The organism is Streptomyces poonensis (assembly GCF_014650915.1).
Lineage (GTDB): Bacteria > Actinomycetota > Actinomycetes > Streptomycetales > Streptomycetaceae > Streptomyces > Streptomyces poonensis.
On sequence record NZ_BMVW01000002.1, the window covers coordinates 97,579 to 115,783 of the forward strand.

Annotated in this window: 13 protein-coding genes and 1 pseudogene; 7 read left to right on the top strand and 7 right to left on the bottom strand. The window is 68.9% G+C overall.

All coding sequences use genetic code 11. The features are described from left to right. Positions 1-366 precede the first annotated feature (366 nt). The gene (locus tag IE242_RS07375) at positions 367-3,165 is read left to right on the top strand and encodes a TIR domain-containing protein (protein WP_189856619.1); all 2,799 of its coding nucleotides are present in this window, start codon (positions 367-369) and stop codon (positions 3,163-3,165) included. Between the two features lie 83 nt (positions 3,166-3,248). Here the strand turns inward: IE242_RS07375 and IE242_RS07380 are convergent, their stop codons facing one another. After that, entirely contained in the window at positions 3,249-3,797 is a 549-nt protein-coding gene (locus IE242_RS07380) for an NUDIX domain-containing protein (protein WP_189856620.1), read from the bottom strand. A gap of 163 nt (positions 3,798-3,960) precedes the next feature. On the opposite strand from IE242_RS07380, the gene IE242_RS07385 reads away from it, so the two are divergent. Both IE242_RS07385 and IE242_RS07390 read left to right on the top strand, forming a co-directional pair. Then, the gene (locus IE242_RS07385; protein WP_229858414.1) at positions 3,961-4,668 is read left to right on the top strand and encodes a hypothetical protein; all 708 of its coding nucleotides are present in this window, start codon (positions 3,961-3,963) and stop codon (positions 4,666-4,668) included. Positions 4,669-4,942: 274 nt separating this feature from the next. Next, positions 4,943-5,473 (top strand): annotated as a pseudogene (locus IE242_RS07390) (lipoate--protein ligase family protein); the annotation flags it as partial. 121 nt (positions 5,474-5,594) lie between these two features. On the opposite strand, the gene IE242_RS07395 reads toward IE242_RS07390, so the two are convergent. Then, a complete protein-coding gene (locus tag IE242_RS07395; RefSeq protein WP_189856622.1) occupies positions 5,595-7,088 on the bottom strand; it encodes an MFS transporter in 1,494 nt (497 codons plus the stop codon). A gap of 248 nt (positions 7,089-7,336) precedes the next feature. On the opposite strand from IE242_RS07395, the gene IE242_RS07400 reads away from it, so the two are divergent. The 3 genes from IE242_RS07400 to IE242_RS07410 all read left to right on the top strand — a co-directional run bounded on the left by IE242_RS07400 (position 7,337) and on the right by IE242_RS07410 (position 11,976). Then, the gene (locus IE242_RS07400; RefSeq protein ID WP_189856624.1) at positions 7,337-7,960 is read left to right on the top strand and encodes a TetR/AcrR family transcriptional regulator; all 624 of its coding nucleotides are present in this window, start codon (positions 7,337-7,339) and stop codon (positions 7,958-7,960) included. A 287-nt stretch (positions 7,961-8,247) separates the two neighbouring features. Next, positions 8,248-10,548: a family 78 glycoside hydrolase catalytic domain gene (locus tag IE242_RS07405; RefSeq protein ID WP_189856626.1), complete on the top strand. Its 2,301-nt coding sequence runs from the start codon at positions 8,248-8,250 to the stop codon at positions 10,546-10,548. Between the two features lie 147 nt (positions 10,549-10,695). Then, the gene (locus tag IE242_RS07410) at positions 10,696-11,976 is read left to right on the top strand and encodes a family 1 glycosylhydrolase (protein ID WP_189856628.1); all 1,281 of its coding nucleotides are present in this window, start codon (positions 10,696-10,698) and stop codon (positions 11,974-11,976) included. 13 nt (positions 11,977-11,989) lie between these two features. Here IE242_RS07410 and IE242_RS07415 read toward each other — a convergent pair whose 3' ends face one another. From IE242_RS07415 to IE242_RS07435, 5 genes are all read right to left on the bottom strand, one after another. Then, positions 11,990-13,507 carry a discoidin domain-containing protein gene (locus IE242_RS07415; protein WP_189856630.1) on the bottom strand — a complete coding sequence of 506 codons (1,518 nt, stop codon included), beginning with the start codon at positions 13,505-13,507 and terminating at the stop codon, positions 11,990-11,992. 332 nt (positions 13,508-13,839) lie between these two features. Beyond that, the gene (locus tag IE242_RS07420; protein ID WP_189856632.1) at positions 13,840-14,325 is read right to left on the bottom strand and encodes an NUDIX hydrolase; all 486 of its coding nucleotides are present in this window, start codon (positions 14,323-14,325) and stop codon (positions 13,840-13,842) included. After that, the gene (locus tag IE242_RS07425) at positions 14,322-15,656 is read right to left on the bottom strand and encodes an MAB_1171c family putative transporter (protein WP_189856634.1); all 1,335 of its coding nucleotides are present in this window, start codon (positions 15,654-15,656) and stop codon (positions 14,322-14,324) included. The genes IE242_RS07420 and IE242_RS07425 overlap by 4 nt, the downstream gene beginning before the upstream one ends. Continuing rightward, the gene (locus IE242_RS07430; RefSeq protein WP_189856636.1) at positions 15,653-16,204 is read right to left on the bottom strand and encodes a toxin; all 552 of its coding nucleotides are present in this window, start codon (positions 16,202-16,204) and stop codon (positions 15,653-15,655) included. Before IE242_RS07430 ends, IE242_RS07425 begins: the two co-directional genes overlap by 4 nt. A gap of 100 nt (positions 16,205-16,304) precedes the next feature. Then, positions 16,305-16,775 carry a hypothetical protein gene (locus tag IE242_RS07435; protein WP_189856638.1) on the bottom strand — a complete coding sequence of 157 codons (471 nt, stop codon included), beginning with the start codon at positions 16,773-16,775 and terminating at the stop codon, positions 16,305-16,307. 591 nt (positions 16,776-17,366) lie between these two features. Here IE242_RS07435 and IE242_RS07440 point away from each other — a divergent pair. Then, on the top strand, positions 17,367-18,194 hold the full coding sequence (locus tag IE242_RS07440) for an esterase/lipase family protein (protein ID WP_189856640.1): 828 nt from the start codon (positions 17,367-17,369) through the stop codon (positions 18,192-18,194). Positions 18,195-18,205 lie beyond the last annotated feature (11 nt).

Below are 18,205 nucleotides of genomic sequence, written 5' to 3' on the forward strand. Positions count from 1 at the left end.
GCCTGCACAACATCAGACACAGAACGCCGCACGGTCTGCCCACTCCGTCTGCAGACCGTCATGAAAGGCCGAGGTTAACGATCTGCAAGCCCTTGGCGCACCACGAGCAAAGCTTTAGGCGAAATGGTACCGATTACAGCAGAACAGCACCTCCATCAAAACTCAGGGATTATCAAGACGCTCACCACTCACTCCCTCACCGTTTCCTGATCGATTCGCCTCAGGCGATCAAAGGTACCGGATTCGGTAAAATCCGGTGGCAGTCGGCGACCGATGCGAGTAGCTTCCTGAGCGAAACTCACCCCAGGGAACCGGGTTGGCAGTGGGTCCTGCAAACCGGGCGAAGCTTGGGAAGAGGAGTTACCAGTGGTTGCCAAGAGAGCTTTCCTTCCGCAAGTTTCGAAAAAGTCGACGGGAGTTGATTCCTATCGAGCATTCATCTCCTACAGTCACGCGGCGGACAACAAGTTGGCACCACGTCTTCAGCGGGGGCTGCACCAGCTGGCCAAACCTTGGTACCGGGCCCCGAGCTTCCGTGTCTTCCGCGATGAGACGAGCCTGACCGCCACACCCGCAATGTGGTCCTCCATCGAAAGGGCTCTCAGCGCGTCGGAGTTTTTCATCCTGCTGGCATCGCCGGACTCCGCGCGATCAAAGTGGGTGGATCGCGAAGTCGCATGGTGGCTGGCCCACAGGTCGCCTCAGCAGATCCTGATCGGCCTGACAAACGGTGAGCTGACATGGGACGACAGAACAGGTGACTTCGTCCAGGATCCTGCGGCGCCCACGCTCCCGAAACGCCTGCAAGGAGTCTTCACCGAGGAACCGCGGGTAATCCGGCTATCCTGGGCACGTACGGAGAATCACGTGTCGTTGCGCAATGGACGGTTCCGTGACGCGGTTGCCGAATTCGCCGCACCATTGCATGGGAGAAGCAAAGAAGATTTGGTAGGAGAAGACCTCCGTCAGCAGCGGCGAATGACTTGGTGGCGTAATGCTGCAATCGGCTCCCTAACCATACTCGCGCTGGTAGCCAGTGTATCGTCCGTGCAGTTCTTTGCACAGCGCAATACGGCTCGGGAACAGCGAGACTTGGCGGTCTCGCGTCAACTCGCGGCCGAATCTACCCGAATTGTCGACACCCAGCCCGAGAATGCCATTTTGGTCGGCCTGGAGAGCCTCAACGCAGCCGGAAAGGAGCACCGCAATCCGCCGACGGGCCTGGTGACAGGGTTGGCTCGACTCCAGCATGCCTCCGAGCGGTATTCGATCGCCCACACTCTCAGTGTTTCCTACAGCTCCGACGGCAGGAAGTTGGCCCTGGGGGAGGAAAGCGGAACCATCCGGCTCACCGATCCCCGAACGCCGGACCGCTCGGATCAGACACTGCGTGGCCACACCAGCGGCATCCGCAACATGGCGTTCAGCAAAGACGGCAGGCTCCTGGCTTCGACAGGAGATAACTCCGTCCGACTGTGGAGCGTGGCAACAGGACGCCCGTACGGTGCGGCAATCAAGCTCAGCGAGCCGGGCAACGGGGTGGCGTTCAGCCCGGACGGCAAGCTGGTGGCGTCTGGAGGCGTCGACAAGGCGATACGGCTCTGGGACGTCGCCACCGGCAAACCCCGCGGCAAACCGCTCCAAGGCCACACCGACGCGGTCACCGATGTCGCGTTCAGTCCCGATGGAAGGCTACTAGGCTCCGCCGGCGCCGACGAGACGGTCCGGCTCTGGGACGTCACTACCGGCAAACCCCGCGGCAAACCGCTTCAAGGCCACACCGATGACGTACAGGATGTGGAATTCACTCCCGACCGGAAGATACTGGCCTCAGCGAGCATGGACAAGACAGTCCGCCTCTGGGACGTCACCACCGGCAAACCCCGCGGCAAAGCGCTTCAAAGCCACGTCAACACAGTGAACGCGCTGGCGATAAGTCCCGATGGGAAAACACTGGCGTCAGCCGGTGGCGACATGGTGCATCTATGGGACACGGACACCGGCCGTCCTCAGGGCCTCCCTCTGGTCGGTCACACCGACAACATATGGTCCCTGGCGTTCCGCCCCGACGGCAAGCAGATCGCCACCGTCAGTGGTGACAAGGCGCTGCGCCTGTGGGAGACGGCCGTGACGCCGTCAATCAGTCAGGCACTCACCGGTCACACCGGTGAAGTGTTCGACGCAGAGTTCAGCCGCGACGGGAAACGACTTGCCACGGCCAGCGGCGATGGGACGGTTCGGCTGTGGGATCCCCTCACTAGGCGCCCCCTCGGCAAGCCGTTGCACGGCCACACAGGCTGGGTCATCGGCGTGGCCTTCAGCCCTGACGGGTCACTGGTGGCCTCGGCCGGGGAGGACCGCACGGTACGCCTGTGGAACGTCGCGACCGGGCGGCCGCACGGGAAGCCGCTGATCGGCCACATGAACTGGACTACACGGGTTGATTTCAGTCCCGACGGACGGCTTCTCGCCAGTGCCAGTAACGACAAGATAGTGCGATTGTGGGATGTCGCTACTGGGCGCCCATTCGGCTCTCCTCTGCGGCATGATCGAGGAGTTCTCGGTGTCGCGTTCAGCCCGGACGGCAAGACACTCGCCTCGGCGGACAACACCGTACGGCTGTGGGACGTCGCCTCCGGCCGACAGATCCGCGAGCCTCTCAACAGCAATGCCCAGTCGGTGAACTCGGTGGCCTTCAGCCCGGACAGCAAGATGATCGCCTCGGCGGACAACACCGTACGGCTGTGGGACGTCGCCTCCGGCCGACAGATCCGCGAGCCTCTCGAAGGCCACACCGGAACGGTGGCGGACGTCACTTTCAGTCCGGACGGCAAGTTGCTTGCCTCCTCCGGGATCGACGGCACCGCCCGCATGTGGGAAGTTCCTTCCGGCCAACCCGTCGGCCCCCCGCTGACCGGACATGAAACTACGACATCACAGGTAGAAGGGTATGCGGGAGCGGTCAATCAGGTTGTCTTCAGCCCGAACGGCAAACAGCTCGCCACTGCTGGGGACGACACCACGGTGCGGCTGTGGAACCCGGAATTCAGTGGGTGGGCCGACTACGGTTGCGAGATCGTCAACCGCAACTTGTCCCGTGCCGAGTGGCGGCATCTCGCCGAAGGGCTCCCCTACCACCGGACGTGCCCGGAAGCAGGCAGGTGATGCCCCCACGTCCGATGCTCCTGGCATCGCGTGCGATCGCGGGATCCGACCAGCTTCTGGCACCGGGTTTGGAACCCAGTCACTCACAGGTCCCCATCCCGTCCGAGAACGATGGCACGGATCAACGCCACGCTGGTCGCACAAGGCAGACGCCCCTCGCGCACGGCCTGCGCGGCTGTTCGCAGCGATACGCGACGCAGCCGGAGGTCCGCCTCCGCAGGGTCCGGAGCCGCGTCACCAAGGACCAAGTGCTCGGCTCTCCACAGATGCACCCGTGCCGGTGTCAGGCCGGGCAACGGGTTGACCGCTCCATAACTCGTCCAGAGCCCTCCCTTGTAACCGGTCTCCTCCCTCAGTTCCCGCTGCGCGGCAGCGAGCGGATCCCGGTCGCTCGGATCGACACTGCCACCGGGGAGCTGCCACATCAGTCCTGTGAGGTAGTGGAACTGTTCCGCTACCAGCAAGTCCCCGTCGACCAGTGCAGCGACCCTCACCATGTCGGGTACCGCCACCCAGTCATAGGTGCCGTCCATGCCGTCGGGCCGGATCACTTCGTCACGAAACACCGCCAAGTGCTCAGAGGTATACACCTGATGTCGACCGCGCCGTGCCCAGGCATGGGAGCTCTCCACATTCGTCACGGTAGAACACGCGGGACTTCCGCGGCACCCCTCGCGGAGTCATCACAATTCCGCCGGGTTCCGGAGCACCTCTGCGGAAGCTGTGGCCTTCGTGTCCCGGATACCCGTTCGCGGCTGCCGGATAGGAACCCCGCATTCTCTGTCAGGGGTAACCATGCATTGGACGCTTAGGCAGGCGGGCTTGCTGAACCGGTGGGGGCGCGGGCGACTTGCGCGCGTTCTTGCCGCAGCACTCGTCGGCGCCCTGACGGGACTCGCGCTGTTCAGCGTCACACAGGTGACTGGGCGCAGCCTCTTCGTCATCACCGGCGGCGTCGCGGGTATGGCAGTGGCTTTCGCGATAGAGGCATATGGGCGTGCGGCCCGCCTGACAGAAGTAAGAGTCACTGTCCCGCAAATAAGCGAGTTCACCTTTGTGGTGAACAACGATGCCCGTCAGGTGGCGTGGCAATTGTTCGTCGAGACAGTGACACGAGTCTCGACACAACCGTTGGCCGGCGATGAGGGGCATCTCCGCGAAGCCCTCAATTCCTTGTACGGTTTGTTCGCCACCACGCGAGAGACCCTCAGGGCGAGTCGCCCCTCCATCGCTGTCTCGGGCGGACAGACGGTTGAGTACCTGGCCGTAACGATGCTTAACCGCGAACTACGTCCTTTCCTGTCCGCCTGGCATCCTCGGCTCAGCGCCTACGAACGTGACCATCCCGCGGCGCCCGAGTCGAACTGGCCGGGCAACGCCGCGTGCCGGGAGGCACTTCGTGTCGTACAGAACGACCTCCATTCCTACGCCCTGGGCTTCGCTCGTCTGGCCGGTGTACGGGGCGCTGAAGCCTTGCTCGGCGGTAATGGCCCGTCGTCGTAGTCTGACTGACTACCCGTTCCCGACCTGCAGCGCCGGTCGGGCGGTTGCCCTGACAGGCAGGTGAAGAACCTGATGGACAGGCTTCCTCATCGACTTTCATGTACTTGAGCCGCGCTCCGGATATTGGATGGGCTCAAGGAAGCCAAGTGATGCGGCAGTCGTGTGATGCAACGGGCCTGCGACGTCGCGCGCACAGCGGATTCGCGCCCTGCGGCCTGCCGCGGTGAGGTTGGACAGGACCAGCCGACGATCGTAGTGTCTTGTCCGTCCGACCTTCGTGGAACCCGGCAACACCATCACGTACTCGCTGTCGGTGCCGGAGGCGCTGGTGCAGGGACTGTCCTTCCAGGACAGCTACGCCTATCTGGACGACTGGGTGCTCGGTGCGCTCGCGGACATGGGAATCCGGGCCTGGTACCAGCCGCTGAACGACATCGCCACCGAGGCCGGGAAGATCGCGGGCGCGGCCCAGAAGCGTCTCGTCGGCCCGGACGGCGGCCCGGGCGCGGTGCTGCACCACGTGACGATGTCCTACGACATCGATGCCGGCAAGATGCTGGAAGTGCTGCGCATCGGTAAGGAAAAGCTGTCCGACAAGGGCACCAAGAGCGCCGGGAAGCGTGTCGACCCACTGCGCCGGCAGACGGGGCTGACCCGCGAGACCGTGATCGACAACATGATCGCCTCGTTCCGGAGCCGCTACGGGCTCGCTCCGGGCAAGGTCACGGACGAGGAGATGACCCGCGCGCAGGAGTTGATCCGGAGCAAGTTCGCCACGCAGGAGTGGACCGCCCGGGTGCCGTAGCCGCGCGGTGGCGTCACCCAGTAGGCATCGCCATCGGCTGAGCCGCGAAGCCGGCGACGACGGCGCCGAGTTCGTTCGAGGGTCCCGCCGCCTTCCTCGGGAGGCAGCGGGACCCTTCCCGTCATGGCCCGCGATGTCCGGTCGGTGTGCCGGACGGTGAGTCCTCGTCGGCCGGTTCCCGCAGCGGCGGAATGAACAGGGAGAGCAGGAGGGCCGCCAGCGTGACCAGGGCGCCGAGCCAGAAGATCCAGGAGTAGCCGGTGTCGAGGTAGAAGGCGGTGCCCTCGACGACGGTGCTGTCCGAGGCGAGGACCGCGTAGGCGCCGGCGGTGAGGATGGCACCGAACAGGCTGATGAGCATGTTGAGCATCCCGCTGCCCAGGCCTTGCTCGTCACGTGAGACCACGCCGACCACGAGCGCCGGTGCTCCCGCGACGACGACACCGGCACCGATGTTGGCGAGGCAGGAGGTGAGGATGAGTTCGAGTTCACCGCTGTGGTAGAAGCCGACCAGGGCGTAGCCGACGGCCATCACCGCCAGACCGGCGCACCAGATCTTGCGTGCGTCCAGGTGACGCAGACAGCGGCTGACGAGCAGGCCGGTGCCGAACATCACCAGGTTCCAGCTCACGCTGACGACGGCGTTGTGGTGGGCCGTCCAGCCCAGGCCGGCCGACACACCGGGGATGTGGGGGTAGAGGGCGAGCAGGATGGCGAGGCCCGGCATCGTGAAGGCGACCGTCTGGGCGAGGCCGCCCGCGGTGAGCGCGAGGGCCACCGGGCGGCGGCGCAGGACCCGCAGGTCCAGGATGGGGTGGGCGCTGGAGCGCTCCACGAACAGGAAGGCGGTCAGTGCGACGGCACCCGCTCCGAGCCAGCCGAGGGTCCGCGTGTCCGACCAGCCCCAGCTCTGCCCCTGGCCGACGGCGTAGACCACGGACGTCAGACCACCGCCGAGGACCAGGCCGCCCAGCCAGTCGAAGCCGGAGCCGGAGGCGTGCCGCGGCGTCTCCGGGACCAGCAGCGCGACCAGTGTGAAGGCGACGGCGGTGGCGGCGGCGAGGAACCACAGGGCGCCGCGGTAGCCCCAGTTGTCGACCAGCCAGCCCGCCAGGAACGGGGAGACGAGGGCCACCAGGCCGACGCTGCTGCCCATGATGCCGCTGGCCTGCTTGACCAGGCGGGGCGGGAAGGCGTCCCGCACCGCGGCGTACGACAGAGCGCCGAACGGCCCGTAGAACCCGGCGATCGCCCGGCCCGCCAGAACGAGCCAGAAACTGCCGGCCAGGGCTGCCAGGGCTTCACCGAGAGCACCCAGGGCCGTCATGACGAGCATGACGCGCTTCCGTCCGTACAGGTCCCCCAGCTTGATCGCGAAGGGGGTGAGCAGGGTGGACACCAGAGTCAGTGTCAGCCCGAACCACACCACCTGGGTGGTGTGGAACGCCTGCGCGACGCCCGCGGTGGCATTGGCACCGAGGATGCCGCCCGCGGCCAGCAACTGGGTCGGCCAGGCGAGCGCGATCAGCAGCAGGACGAGACGGGGAGTCCACCGTCCGTCCGTGCCGGAGCGTCCTGCGAGGTCGAGTGAGGGGCTTGATGACATCGGCGTCATGCCAGCCCTCCTTTCACGGAGGTGCCGAGGGAAGGGGGAGCGCGGGGGGTGGCGCGCGGAAGAGGCGCGGCGGAACACGTCGGTCGCTCACAAGGACGTGCCGGCGCGGCAACCCGTCGTCGCGTGACGTCGATGATGACCCGAACACCTAGTGACTGCTAGGTGTCGAGATTATGACCCACGTCACACAGGAGCCTCATGGGTGACCGGCATCCAGGGGCCGCGCACCCCGCCGGTACTGTTCTGGCATGGCGACACCCAGGGGGCCGCGCGGCCCCTACACGGCGGGCCGGGCGCGGCGCACACAGATCCTGGAGGCGGCTCTGCTGCGCTTCGGGCAGGACGGCTACCGGAAGACCTCTCTCGCCCGCATCGCGCGCGACGCCGAGATCACCGATGCCGGACTGCTCCACCACTTCCGCGACAAGCAGCAGTTGCTGCTCGCGGTCGTCGAGTACTGGCACGAGCGCATGGACGTACGGTGGGAACGCGTCTCGGACTCGGTACGGGACGCGTTCCGCTGCCACCTGGAGGACACGGCCGAGACGCTCACCATGCCGGGCATGATCGAGCTGGCGGTCGTCCTCACCGCCGAGGCCACCGCGCCCGACCATCCGGCACACGACCACTTCACCACCTGGCAGGAGAAGGGCGTGAAGGAACTCGCCGACCGGCTGCGGGCCGGCAGCCGGAACGGCGAACTGCGGCCCGACCTGGACCACGAAGGCATCGCGCGCGAGTGCGCGGCCATGGACGCGGGACTGCTGCAGCAGTGGCTGGCCGGGGGCCGGTCCTTCGACCTCGTCGCCGTCATGCGCGGCCACCTCGACCGCCTGATGCGGGCCGTCTCCACCGACGGGCAGGGACTGTAGGGGATCGCACGCGGCTGCCGCCGGCCGCGCCCGGCGGGGCTGCGGTACGCAACCTCCCGATCCGCGTGCGCTGTCAGCTGAGCTGTTTCTGTTGTGCGTGCGCTGTCAGCTGAGCTGTTTCTGTTGTCATGCACCTGACAGACAGACAAGGGGCGACGACCGGAGACATCGACACCTCACCCCTCTCGACCGGCCATGTGTCGCACGTCACGCTCGAACACCTAGTTTTCACTAGGTGTTGGTCGCATGATCGTGCCAGCTCACCGCCGACGCCGGGAAAGGCCGCCATGCACCACCACTGGACCGCACGGGTCATCAGTCCCCGCTCCCCTGACCCCGCGCCCGCCGAGGGAGCCCGCCCGGCCGTGCTGCTGCGCAACGAGTTCACCGCGCGGGCAGCCGTGCGGTCGGCCAGACTCCTGGTCACGGCCCTCGGCGTCTACGAACTCGAACTCAACGGCACCGTGGTGGGCGACCACGTCCTGGCGCCCGGCTGGACGAGCTACCGCCACCGCCACCGCTACCAGTCCTTCGACGTCACCGCCCTGGTCCGGGAGGGGCGCAACGCCTGGGGCGCCCACCTGGCCGACGGCTGGTACCGGGGCCTGCTCGGCTTCAACGGCGGCACCCGGGACATCTACGGCGAGCACACCGGGCTCCTCGCCGAACTGCACCTCGGGTACGTCGACGGCTCCACCGAGATCATCGCCACCGGCGACGGCTGGCGCTGGAGTCCCGGCCCCGTCCTGGCCGCCGGTCTGTACGAGGGCGAGGAGTACGACGCCCGCCAGGAGCGCGCAGGCTTCAGTGAACCCGGCCACGACGACTCGGCGTGGCGGCCCGTCGGGATCCTGGAGGGCTTCGACACCGCCGTCCTCTTCCCGGCCGACAGCCCGCCGGTGCGCCGTACCGAACACGTCGCACCCGTCGCGGTGACCACCTCACCCACCGGCCGTACGATCCTCGACTTCGGCCAGAACCTCGTCGGGCGGCTGCGTATCCGCGTCCGCGGCGACGCGGGCCGCACGATCACTCTCCGCCATGCCGAGGTCCTGCAGGACGGCGAACTCTGCACCCGTCCGCTGCGGCACGCCACCGCCACCGACCGCTACGTCCTGCGCGGCGACCCGGCGGGCGAGGAGTGGGAGCCCCGCTTCACCTTCCACGGCTTCCGCTACGCCGAGGTCGAGGGCTGGCCCGGCGGCCTGGATCCCGCCGACGTCACCGCCGTGGTCCTCCACAGCGACCTCAGCCGCACGGGCTGGTTCGCCAGTTCGGACGACGCCCTGAACCGCCTGCACGAGAACGTCGTGCGGGGCATGCGCGGCAACTTCGTCGACATCCCCACCGACTGCCCGCAACGCGACGAGCGCCTCGGCTGGACCGGCGACGTCCAGGTCTTCGCCCCCACCGCGGCCTTCCTCTACGACGTCCGCGGCTTCCTGCGCTCCTGGCTGCGCGACCTCGCCGCCGACCAGGGCGACGACGAGCGGGGCGTACCGCCGGTGTTCAGCCCCGACATCCCGGTGATCACGCCGGTGCCGATCCCGGCCGGCAACCCGCCGATGGCCGGCTGGTGCGACGCCGCCGTCATCGTCCCCTGGGTGCTGTACGAGCGCTACGGCGACACCGAGGCGCTGCGCGCCCAGTACCCGTCGATGCGCGCCTGGGTCGACGCCGTCGACCGTCTCGCCGGGCCGGACCGGGGCTGGGGCGAGGGATTCCAGTTCGGCGACTGGCTGGACCCGACGGCGCCGGCGGACGACCCCGGCCGTGCGATGACGTCGTCCGCCCTGGTCGCCACGGCCTATTTCGCGCGCTCCTCACTGCTGCTGGCCCGCACCGCCCAGATCCTGGACGAGAAGGACGACGCCGCGCGCTACCACGCCCTGGCCGACGCGGTCCGCGACGCCTTCCTCGCCCGCTTCCACGTGGGCGGCGGGCAGCTGGCGGAAGAGACCCAGACCGCGTACGCCCTCGCCCTGTGCTTCCACCTCCTCCAGGACGACGCCGAGCGCGCCGAGGCCGGACGCCGGCTGGCGGACCTGGTCGCCGGACGTGGCCACCGCATCGGCACCGGCTTCCTCGGCACTCCCCTGGTGTGTGACGCCCTGACCGACACCGGGCACGTGGACACCGCCTACCGGCTGCTGATGCAGCGGTCCTGCCCCTCGTGGCTCTACCAGGTCGACATGGGCGCCACGACCGTGTGGGAGCGCTGGGACAGCATGCTGCCCGACGGGAGTGTCAACCCCGGTGAGATGACCTCCTTCAACCACTACGCGCTCGGAGCGGTCGCCGACTGGATCCACCGCACCGTCGCCGGCCTGGCCCCCGCCGAGCCGGGCTACCGGCGGCTGCTGATCCGGCCCCGCCCCGGAGGCGGCCTCACCTGGGCCCGGGCCGAGCACGACACACCGTACGGCCGGGCCGAGGCCGGATGGCGCCGGGAGGGGAGCACGCTGCACGTCGACCTCCTCGTGCCACCCCACGTCACCGCACTCGTCGATCTGCCGGGCACGGAGCCCGTGGAGATCGGACCCGGGCGGCACTCCTTCCTCATCCCGTTTCCCGCGACCACGGGGTGACGCCCGCGGGTCCGGCCCCGCCCCTGGGCGACCCGCTCACCGACTCACCGAGTCACTGACCCACCGCCCCGCCGATCGACTCACCGACTCAGCGCAAGAAACCGGAACGCCCGGTCCAGCGCAAGGAGCAAGGAGCAAGGAGCACACATGACACACACCAGCCTGCCCGGCACCTTCCTCTGGGGCGTCGCCACCGCCGGACACCAGAACGAGGGTGACAACAGCAGCAGCGACACATGGTTCCTGGAGCACACGGCGCCCTCACTGTTCCGCGAGCCGAGCGGACCGGCCTGCCAGGGCTACCAGCAGTGGGAGACGGACCTGGATCTGGTCGCCGGACTCGGGCTCAACGCCTTCCGGTTCTCGGTGGAATGGGCCCGCGTCGAACCCGAGCGCGGCGTTGTCTCCGCCGAGGCCCTCGATCACTACGAACACATGGTCGACGGCTGCCTGGAGCGTGGTCTCTCGCCCATCGTGACGTTCAGCCACTTCACCGCACCCCACTGGTTCGCGGCAGCCGGTTCCTGGACCGCCGCCGACGCCCCGGCACGGTTCGCCGAGCAGTGCGACCGCGTCATGGCACGCTTCGGTGACCGCATCGCGTACGGCGTCACCCTCAACGAACCCAACCTCGAGCAGCTGCTCCAGGCGGGCGCGAAACTCCCGGCCGAGGCGGAGACGCTCAAGACGCGGATGCTCGCGGCCGCCGCACGCGCCGCCGGAAGCGACACCTACGCCAGCGCGAACGTCATCCCGGCCCACCGGCAGGACGAGTTCCAGGCGGCGTTCACCCGCGCCCACCGCACCGCCCGCGACGCGATCAAGGCCCGCCGCGGCGACCTGCCCGTCGGCGTCTCCATCGCCATCGCCGACGAGGTGGCGATCCCCGGCGGCGAGGAGCGCCGGGACGCCAAGCGGGCCGCCGTCTACGACCACTGGCTGCGCGAGGCGCGCCACGACGACTTCATCGGGGTGCAGAACTACGAGCGCATCGTCCATGGTCCCGACGGCGAGGTCACCCTCGACGGCGAGCTCAACGGCATGGGCACGGTCATCGCCCCCGGCTCCCTCGCCGGCGCCGTGCGCTACGCCCACGAGGTGTCGGGGGTGCCGGTCCTCGTGACCGAGCACGGCATCCAGACCCCGGACGACGCGCAACGCGCCGCCTTCGTCCCCGCCGCCGTGCACCAGCTCGCAGCCGAGGTCCGCACGGGCACACCCGTCCTCGGCTACTGCCACTGGACGCTCATGGACAACTTCGAGTGGATCTTCGGATACGGCGCCCAGCTCGGGCTCCACGAGGTCGACCGCGAGACGTTCCAGCGCCGTCCGAAGCCCAGCGCGAAGGCGTACGCGGACGTGGTGCGGAGCTACCGAGGAGGGCTCACCGACAGCGGCAGCGGCAGCAGAAACAACAACGGCAACTGAAACGAGGGGACGCTCAGGGATTGGCCCACACCGTGACACGCTTCGTGACGGTGTGCTTCGTGACGGCGTGCTCCGTGACGATGTCCTCGGTGACGGCGACGGGTCTCCCCCGGTAGCCGGCGGTGGGGCCGTGCTCGTGCCGGAGGATGCCGGAGAACTCCCTGGGGGCGGGGAACCGGCCGCCGTTCTTCGCCGCCAGCAACTGCACCCGGTTCAGCTGGATCTCGCCGACGCCTTCCGCGTTGGCGGTGATGTGCAGCCGGTACCGGGAGTACGGCGTCGCGTTGGCCATGGTGAATTCGCGCACCAGGAAGCGCTCGGAGAAGGTCTCCTCGGCCCGTCGGTCGAGGGTCACCCAGGTGCTTCCGTCGTGGGACCCCTGCATCACCCAGTTCTTCGGGTCCCGCGAGCAGTGGTCGTTGGCGGAGGTCAGTGCGTAGGCCGTGACGGCGGTCGGCTCGGGGAGGGCGAACTCCAGCCAGGCCGCCCGGCCGAAGGCGAGCCACTTGCCCTCGCCGGCGTGCAGCACATTGGCCGCGATCTCACCGGCGTACGAGTACTCGCTGCTGGCCATGACCCGGGAGACGGGCACGGGCGTGGCGACGAGCTCGGGCTCCTCCGTGGTGAGCAACTCGACCCGGCTCAGCTGAGTCTCGGGCAGCCGCCCCCAGTTGCGGCCGATGTCGAGCCGGTACCGGGAGTACGCCGTGGAGTTGGACACGGCGTACTCCCGGCTCTGGTGCCGCCGGGGGAAGGCCTGCTCCACCCGCACATCGAGTGTGTACCAGGTGGTGCCGTCCATCGACCCCTGGAGCATCCAGTCCTGGGGGTCGCGGTCCCGGTAGTCGTTCCCCGAGGTGAGCCGGTAGGCGGTCACGGCGGTCGGCTCGGACAGGACGAAGTCCAGGGTCGCGGTCCTCCCGAACGAGAGCCACTTGTGCCGCCCCGGGGTGAGGAGATGCCCGGCGACCTCACCGGCCGCCGCGTTCTCGTCGTCGGCCACGACCTCCGTCACCTCCACCGGTACGGTGCCGCGGACGGCGGGCCCGGTCCGCAGGGCGACCGACACGAAGGTGCCCCGCTCCTCGCGCCAGGTGACCCGCTCGACGGGGCCCCGGCCGTCGTCCAGCACCAGACGCAGCATGCCGCTGGCCGGCCGGCCGTCGTCCCGGTCCTCCTCGGTGGCGAAGGTCTGCACCGGGCAGTCCTCCGTCTCCTCCATCTCCTCGGGGTCCGGCCGGCGCCCGCGCTCGGTGCCGCGGTACTCCCGCAGCGAGCCGTCGGCGGAGCGCCGGTGTCCGCGGAAGGCCTTCATTCCGGCGTCGAACGCGATCACGGCCTCCGCTCCGCTCTCGGACCGCCAGGCCAGTTCCACCACCTCGGACGGTTCTCCCCGGTCCAGGTGGACCGTCAGCCGTGGGGCCTCCTCCCACCGGTCTCCGGTACGCACCTCGGTGTCGTAGACGACGACCGGGACACCGGGGAGGTCCCCGGCCCGCCCGATCGGCCGGAAGCCGGTCTGGTCATGCATGCGGTGCTCCGTGAATCGCTCGACAGGTTCTGCAGGTCGGACTGGTTCGCTCTGCTCCGCCCGCCCGCCCGGCCGTGATGTCCGGCCGCACCGGCTGACACGAAGCACTCTTGCACAGGGGTCCGACAATCGGCCGGGCAGCGACCCACGGGGGCAACAGCCCAGTACAGGTACCACTCCCGACCGGCCGGTGCGCGCCGCAGTCCAGCGGACAGCTCGAAGGGCCCCAGGTCGGAAACCTGGGGCCCTTCGGTGTGCGGGTCGGCGCCTGCCCCACCCCCGTGGGGGCTGGAGCCGGCCCGCGGCTCACCGGCCGAACGTACGGCGCTGCGTCATGGCGTAGGGAGTGCGGTGGCCGCCGGACTCACTGTCCGGGGCTCGAGACCGGCGCCGAAGACGCTCAATCCGCCCCGTACGGCGAGATAGCCGCGCAGCCCTGCGGCGGAGTAGTCCATGAGGGGCGTCGGCATCCCGTCGAGGGGGAACCAGCGGAGCGCCGCGCACTTGCCGGGCTCGCGGTTGGCCGGAGTGCCCGTCCACGTGTGGGCCTCGAAGAAGATCCCGAGGTGGTCCGTCGTGCCGTGCCGGGCGTGGACAGTCTGCCCGACGAGCAGGTCGGCCGGGGCGAGGATGATGCCGAGTTCCTCGTGCGCTTCGCGTACGGCGGCGTCCACGACGGATTCCCCGGGGTCGACCTTGCCGCAGGGCAGGGCCCATTCGCCACTGCCGTAGGAGGCTCCGCTCCGCAGGGCGAGGAGGACGTCCTCGCCCTGCCGGAGGATGATGTGGACGTCGAGATCGGCGGACGCGGCGGTCATACGGCGGCCTCCTGAGGGTCGGTGACGAGTTCCCGGACGGCGGCGCCGGCGTCGCGGTAGTGGGCGGCGACCTGCTGGAGCCAGGGCACTTCGCTGTCGTAGTCGCCGCCGGAAGCCGAGGTGAAGGGTGCCGGTATCCGGCCGGGGGCGTCGCCGCGCGCCTTGTGCGTGAGGGCCGCCTTCGTCCAGTAGGCCTCTGCCGCCGCCGCGGTGTTCCTGTCCGGGGAGTTCCCGCCCGGGGAGTTCCCGCCCGGGAAGTTCCCGTTCGGGGAGTTCCCGTTCGGGGAGTTTCCGTCGGCGGTGTGCAGCTGTGCGTACCGCTCCGCACGGTCGAAGAGGTCGGCGGGGGCGTAGTACTGCAGATCCGCGATGGCGTCGCGGATCTCGGTGACGTAGCGGGCCAGACGGTCGTGGACGGGCTGGTCCGGGCGGAAGACGTCACGTATGCGGTCGACGGGTCCGGACAGCGGGCCCAGCTTGGTCCGTACGGGCTTGACCATGATCTTCTCGGGCACGGCGACGGCGAGGTCGCGCCACAGCGGCCACAGCCGGGAGAGCGCCGTGAACGCGCGGACGCGATCGACGAGCGTCCGGGCGGCCGGCACGGACAGGCCGAGCAACAGCAGCGGGAACAGGGCGGTCGAGAGGGATTCGGTGATGTTCTCCTGGAGTTCCGCGACGCGGTCGGTGGGGACGACCGCCGTGGCGTAGAAGACGTACGCGGTGCGGAGCAGGGCGTACAGGACCGCCAGGCCCATGGAGGCGCACATCAGGCCGAGCGCTACGCGCATGAGGCCGCTCGTCGTACGGCGGACGGCGCTGCCCCACTGGTAGGCGGCGACGGCTGAGGCGCCCGCCATGTAGAGGTAGACGAGCGTCATGTAGGCGGTCATGCCGAGTTCGCCGGCGTGGCCGGTGACGAAGTGCTCGGTGGGCTCACTGCGGTCGATGGCGAACGCGAACAGCAGGACCAGGACGGCGGCGGTGGCGACGGACGTCTTCAGCGCCACCCTGGACACGGCTCGGGAGACGCGGACGTAGCGCTCGTCGGAGGACGCGTCCTGGCTGCCGTACATCGCGAGGACATAGCTGAGCAGGGAGTAGATCCCGCCGATCGCGAGAACGTGCTTGACGACGCTGGACAGGTCGTTGATGCCGCTGTGGTCCATGCCGTGGTCCACGAGCGGCGTCTTCAGTGTCCAGACCGCGGCGAAGGCGACGACCATGCCCCACAGGGCCCGGCGGCGGTGGTCGCCCCAGAGGGCCGAGGACATGCGCCAGAAGGCGCCTGCCCAGAACAGCAGGGCGACGACGTAAGGAGCGACACTCACGGGCTCTTCCTCCTGCGCCTGCGCGAGGCAAGGGGGTGGGACAGGCTCTCCGTCAGCCGGCCGACCAGGTCGTCGGTGGCCTTGCTGTTGCGTGCGGCGAGGTCGCGGATGATGCCCGCGGACACCTCGGTGGCCAGTTCCTGCTCCGACTCGTAGTCGGTGCGAGCCGCCATGGGCGTGTTCCGGAGGAAGCGGCCGATCAGGTTCGTCCCCAGGTGCGGGGTCATCCGCTGGAACTCCTCCGGGCTGACGGTCCCGCCGTGGTCGAACCACTCGTGGACGAGTTCGTGCAGGAGGACGTGCTCCTGGTGGAACGGTGTGCTGCGCAGGGGGAACAGGACGAGGCTTGCCTTGTCGCCCATCTTGACGCGGAGGCCGCAGGCGGAACCGGGCGCGGTGAGCGCGGGCGGCATGGGCCGCAGGACGATGCGGCGGCCGAGCCGGGCTTCCATCGCACGGACCAGCGCGGGAATGCTGAACGGCTGGGGAATGGGGAAGCCGTCCAGTTCTTCTTCGCACTGCTTGCGCAACCGGCGCAAGGAGGACATGGGCACCTCGGTGGGGGGTGGCGCGGGATTCCCTCCCGCTCTCAAGACGCTGATCAGGACATGCTGTGTCGGTACGGGTATCGGTACGGAGTACGGCCCTCTACGACGCTGTGGTCTCGTCGTCGGTGAACTCCGCGGTCACCTCGTTGAGGTAGGCGAGGAGCTCGGCCGACAGGCCTGTGGTCACCCCCCGGCCGGCGATGCCCTGGACGTCGCCGCGGTGGACGGCACGCAGGAAGTCCAGCGACTCGACGACCCGTTTCGCGACCTCTTGCTGGTCCTCGAAGAACAGCGGGTCCACGTCGAAGAACTCGGCGACGGCGTCGATGATCGGCTGCCCCGGGATGTAAGGCGCGCCGGTGTCCGGGCTGATCTCCCCCGACCGCATCTTCCCCAGGGTGACGTGTGAGATGACCTTCCGCCGGTGGAAGCCGTTGACGGCGTCCGCGACAGCACGGTCGGACGCCCGGCTCCCCCACGGAGCCTCACCCGGGGGAAAGGCGTGCCGGATCAAGTACTCGGTCTTCTCTGCGAGCGTCCGCGGCTCGTGCTCGGCCTCTCTGCCGTCCATCGCGCTCCCCACCGACAACCGGTCCCCTCCCCCGACGGCACACAGACTTGGCTCCCTGGCCCCTGGTGCCCGACTCACCTGTTCCGCAGGGGACTTCCCCCATGGCCGGACGGGCGTCGTCGCCGCAGGTCGAAATGGCGGCTCCCTGACAGCCGCCCGAACACGTGAGCAAGTAACGCGATCACCCTACGCCACTGTTAAATCGATTTTCCACACCGGAACACCGTACGCACAAGCCGCTCAGGCTACTTACACCGCCGATCCTCCACACCGATTGATCGGTGCGGGGCGGAGGGTTGCCCGTCATTCCCGTCAGGACTCCGCGATCACGACCGGCCTGCCGCCCCGGAGCGACACCCTTGATTCGCGGGGCGAAATGAGGTGCGCATCAACGCACCGGACGCTGCACTTGATGTCTGTCAGCATCGCCGCGGTGCGGAGACCGATGCAGCCCGGACCGACCGATCGACAGACCTGCAGATCGGCAGACCGGCAGACCGACGGACCTGCAGATGGGCAGACCGAAGTGTTGCCGGAGCTTCGCGCGAGCGGCGCAGACCAACGGGGGAGCGCATGCACACCATCAGTTCCGTGCCCGTGTCCCAAGGGTTGCGGGCGCGCGCCCACGCCGTCGTCCAGGACCTCGGTGCCATGGCCCGGCTCGCTGCTCAGGTACCCCGTGCGGTGGGACACTGCCACCCGGAGACGATCGCCGTCCCGCCACCGGCGCCCTCGTCGCGGCAGTCGGGCCCCGTCCGCCCCACGGACACTCCCGTCCTGCTGGTCCACGGCTACCTGAACACCGAGCAGTGCTGGACGCCACTGCTGCGCCGACTGCACCGGGCGGGCTTCCACGACACGAGCTGCCTGCGCTACAACACCCTCACCACCGGCATCCCGCAGATCGCCGCCGCCCTCACCGACGCGGCCCGGGCAGCCATGGACCGCACCGCGTCCGGCAACGTCCACCTCATCGGCTACAGCCTCGGCGGCCTGGCCGTCCGCTACGCCGTCCAGCACCTCGGTCTGGACACCGGCACCCGGACCGCCGTCACCATCGCCACACCCCACCACGGCAGTCCGTGGGCCAGGACCGCACCCGGGATCGCAGCCGCCCAGATGCGCCCCGGCTCCACCCTCCTGACCACGCTGCCCGACCTGCCCGACCTGCCCGATCCGCCCGGCCTGGGGGACGACCACTCCGTGTCCTGGCTGCTCCTGTACAGCGACAGCGATCCCGTCGTCCCGTCGGCCAGCGCCACCGCCGGCAGGCCCGCCCGCGCCGTCCGGATTCCCGGACACGGGCACCTCAGTCTGCTCGCCTCGGCCCGGACAGCACAGACCGTCACCGCCCACCTGCGACGCGCCGAGACCGGCGCCGCGGCCGAGAGCCGTCGGTGTCTGCTCACCGCAGCGTGAATCCGGCCGGG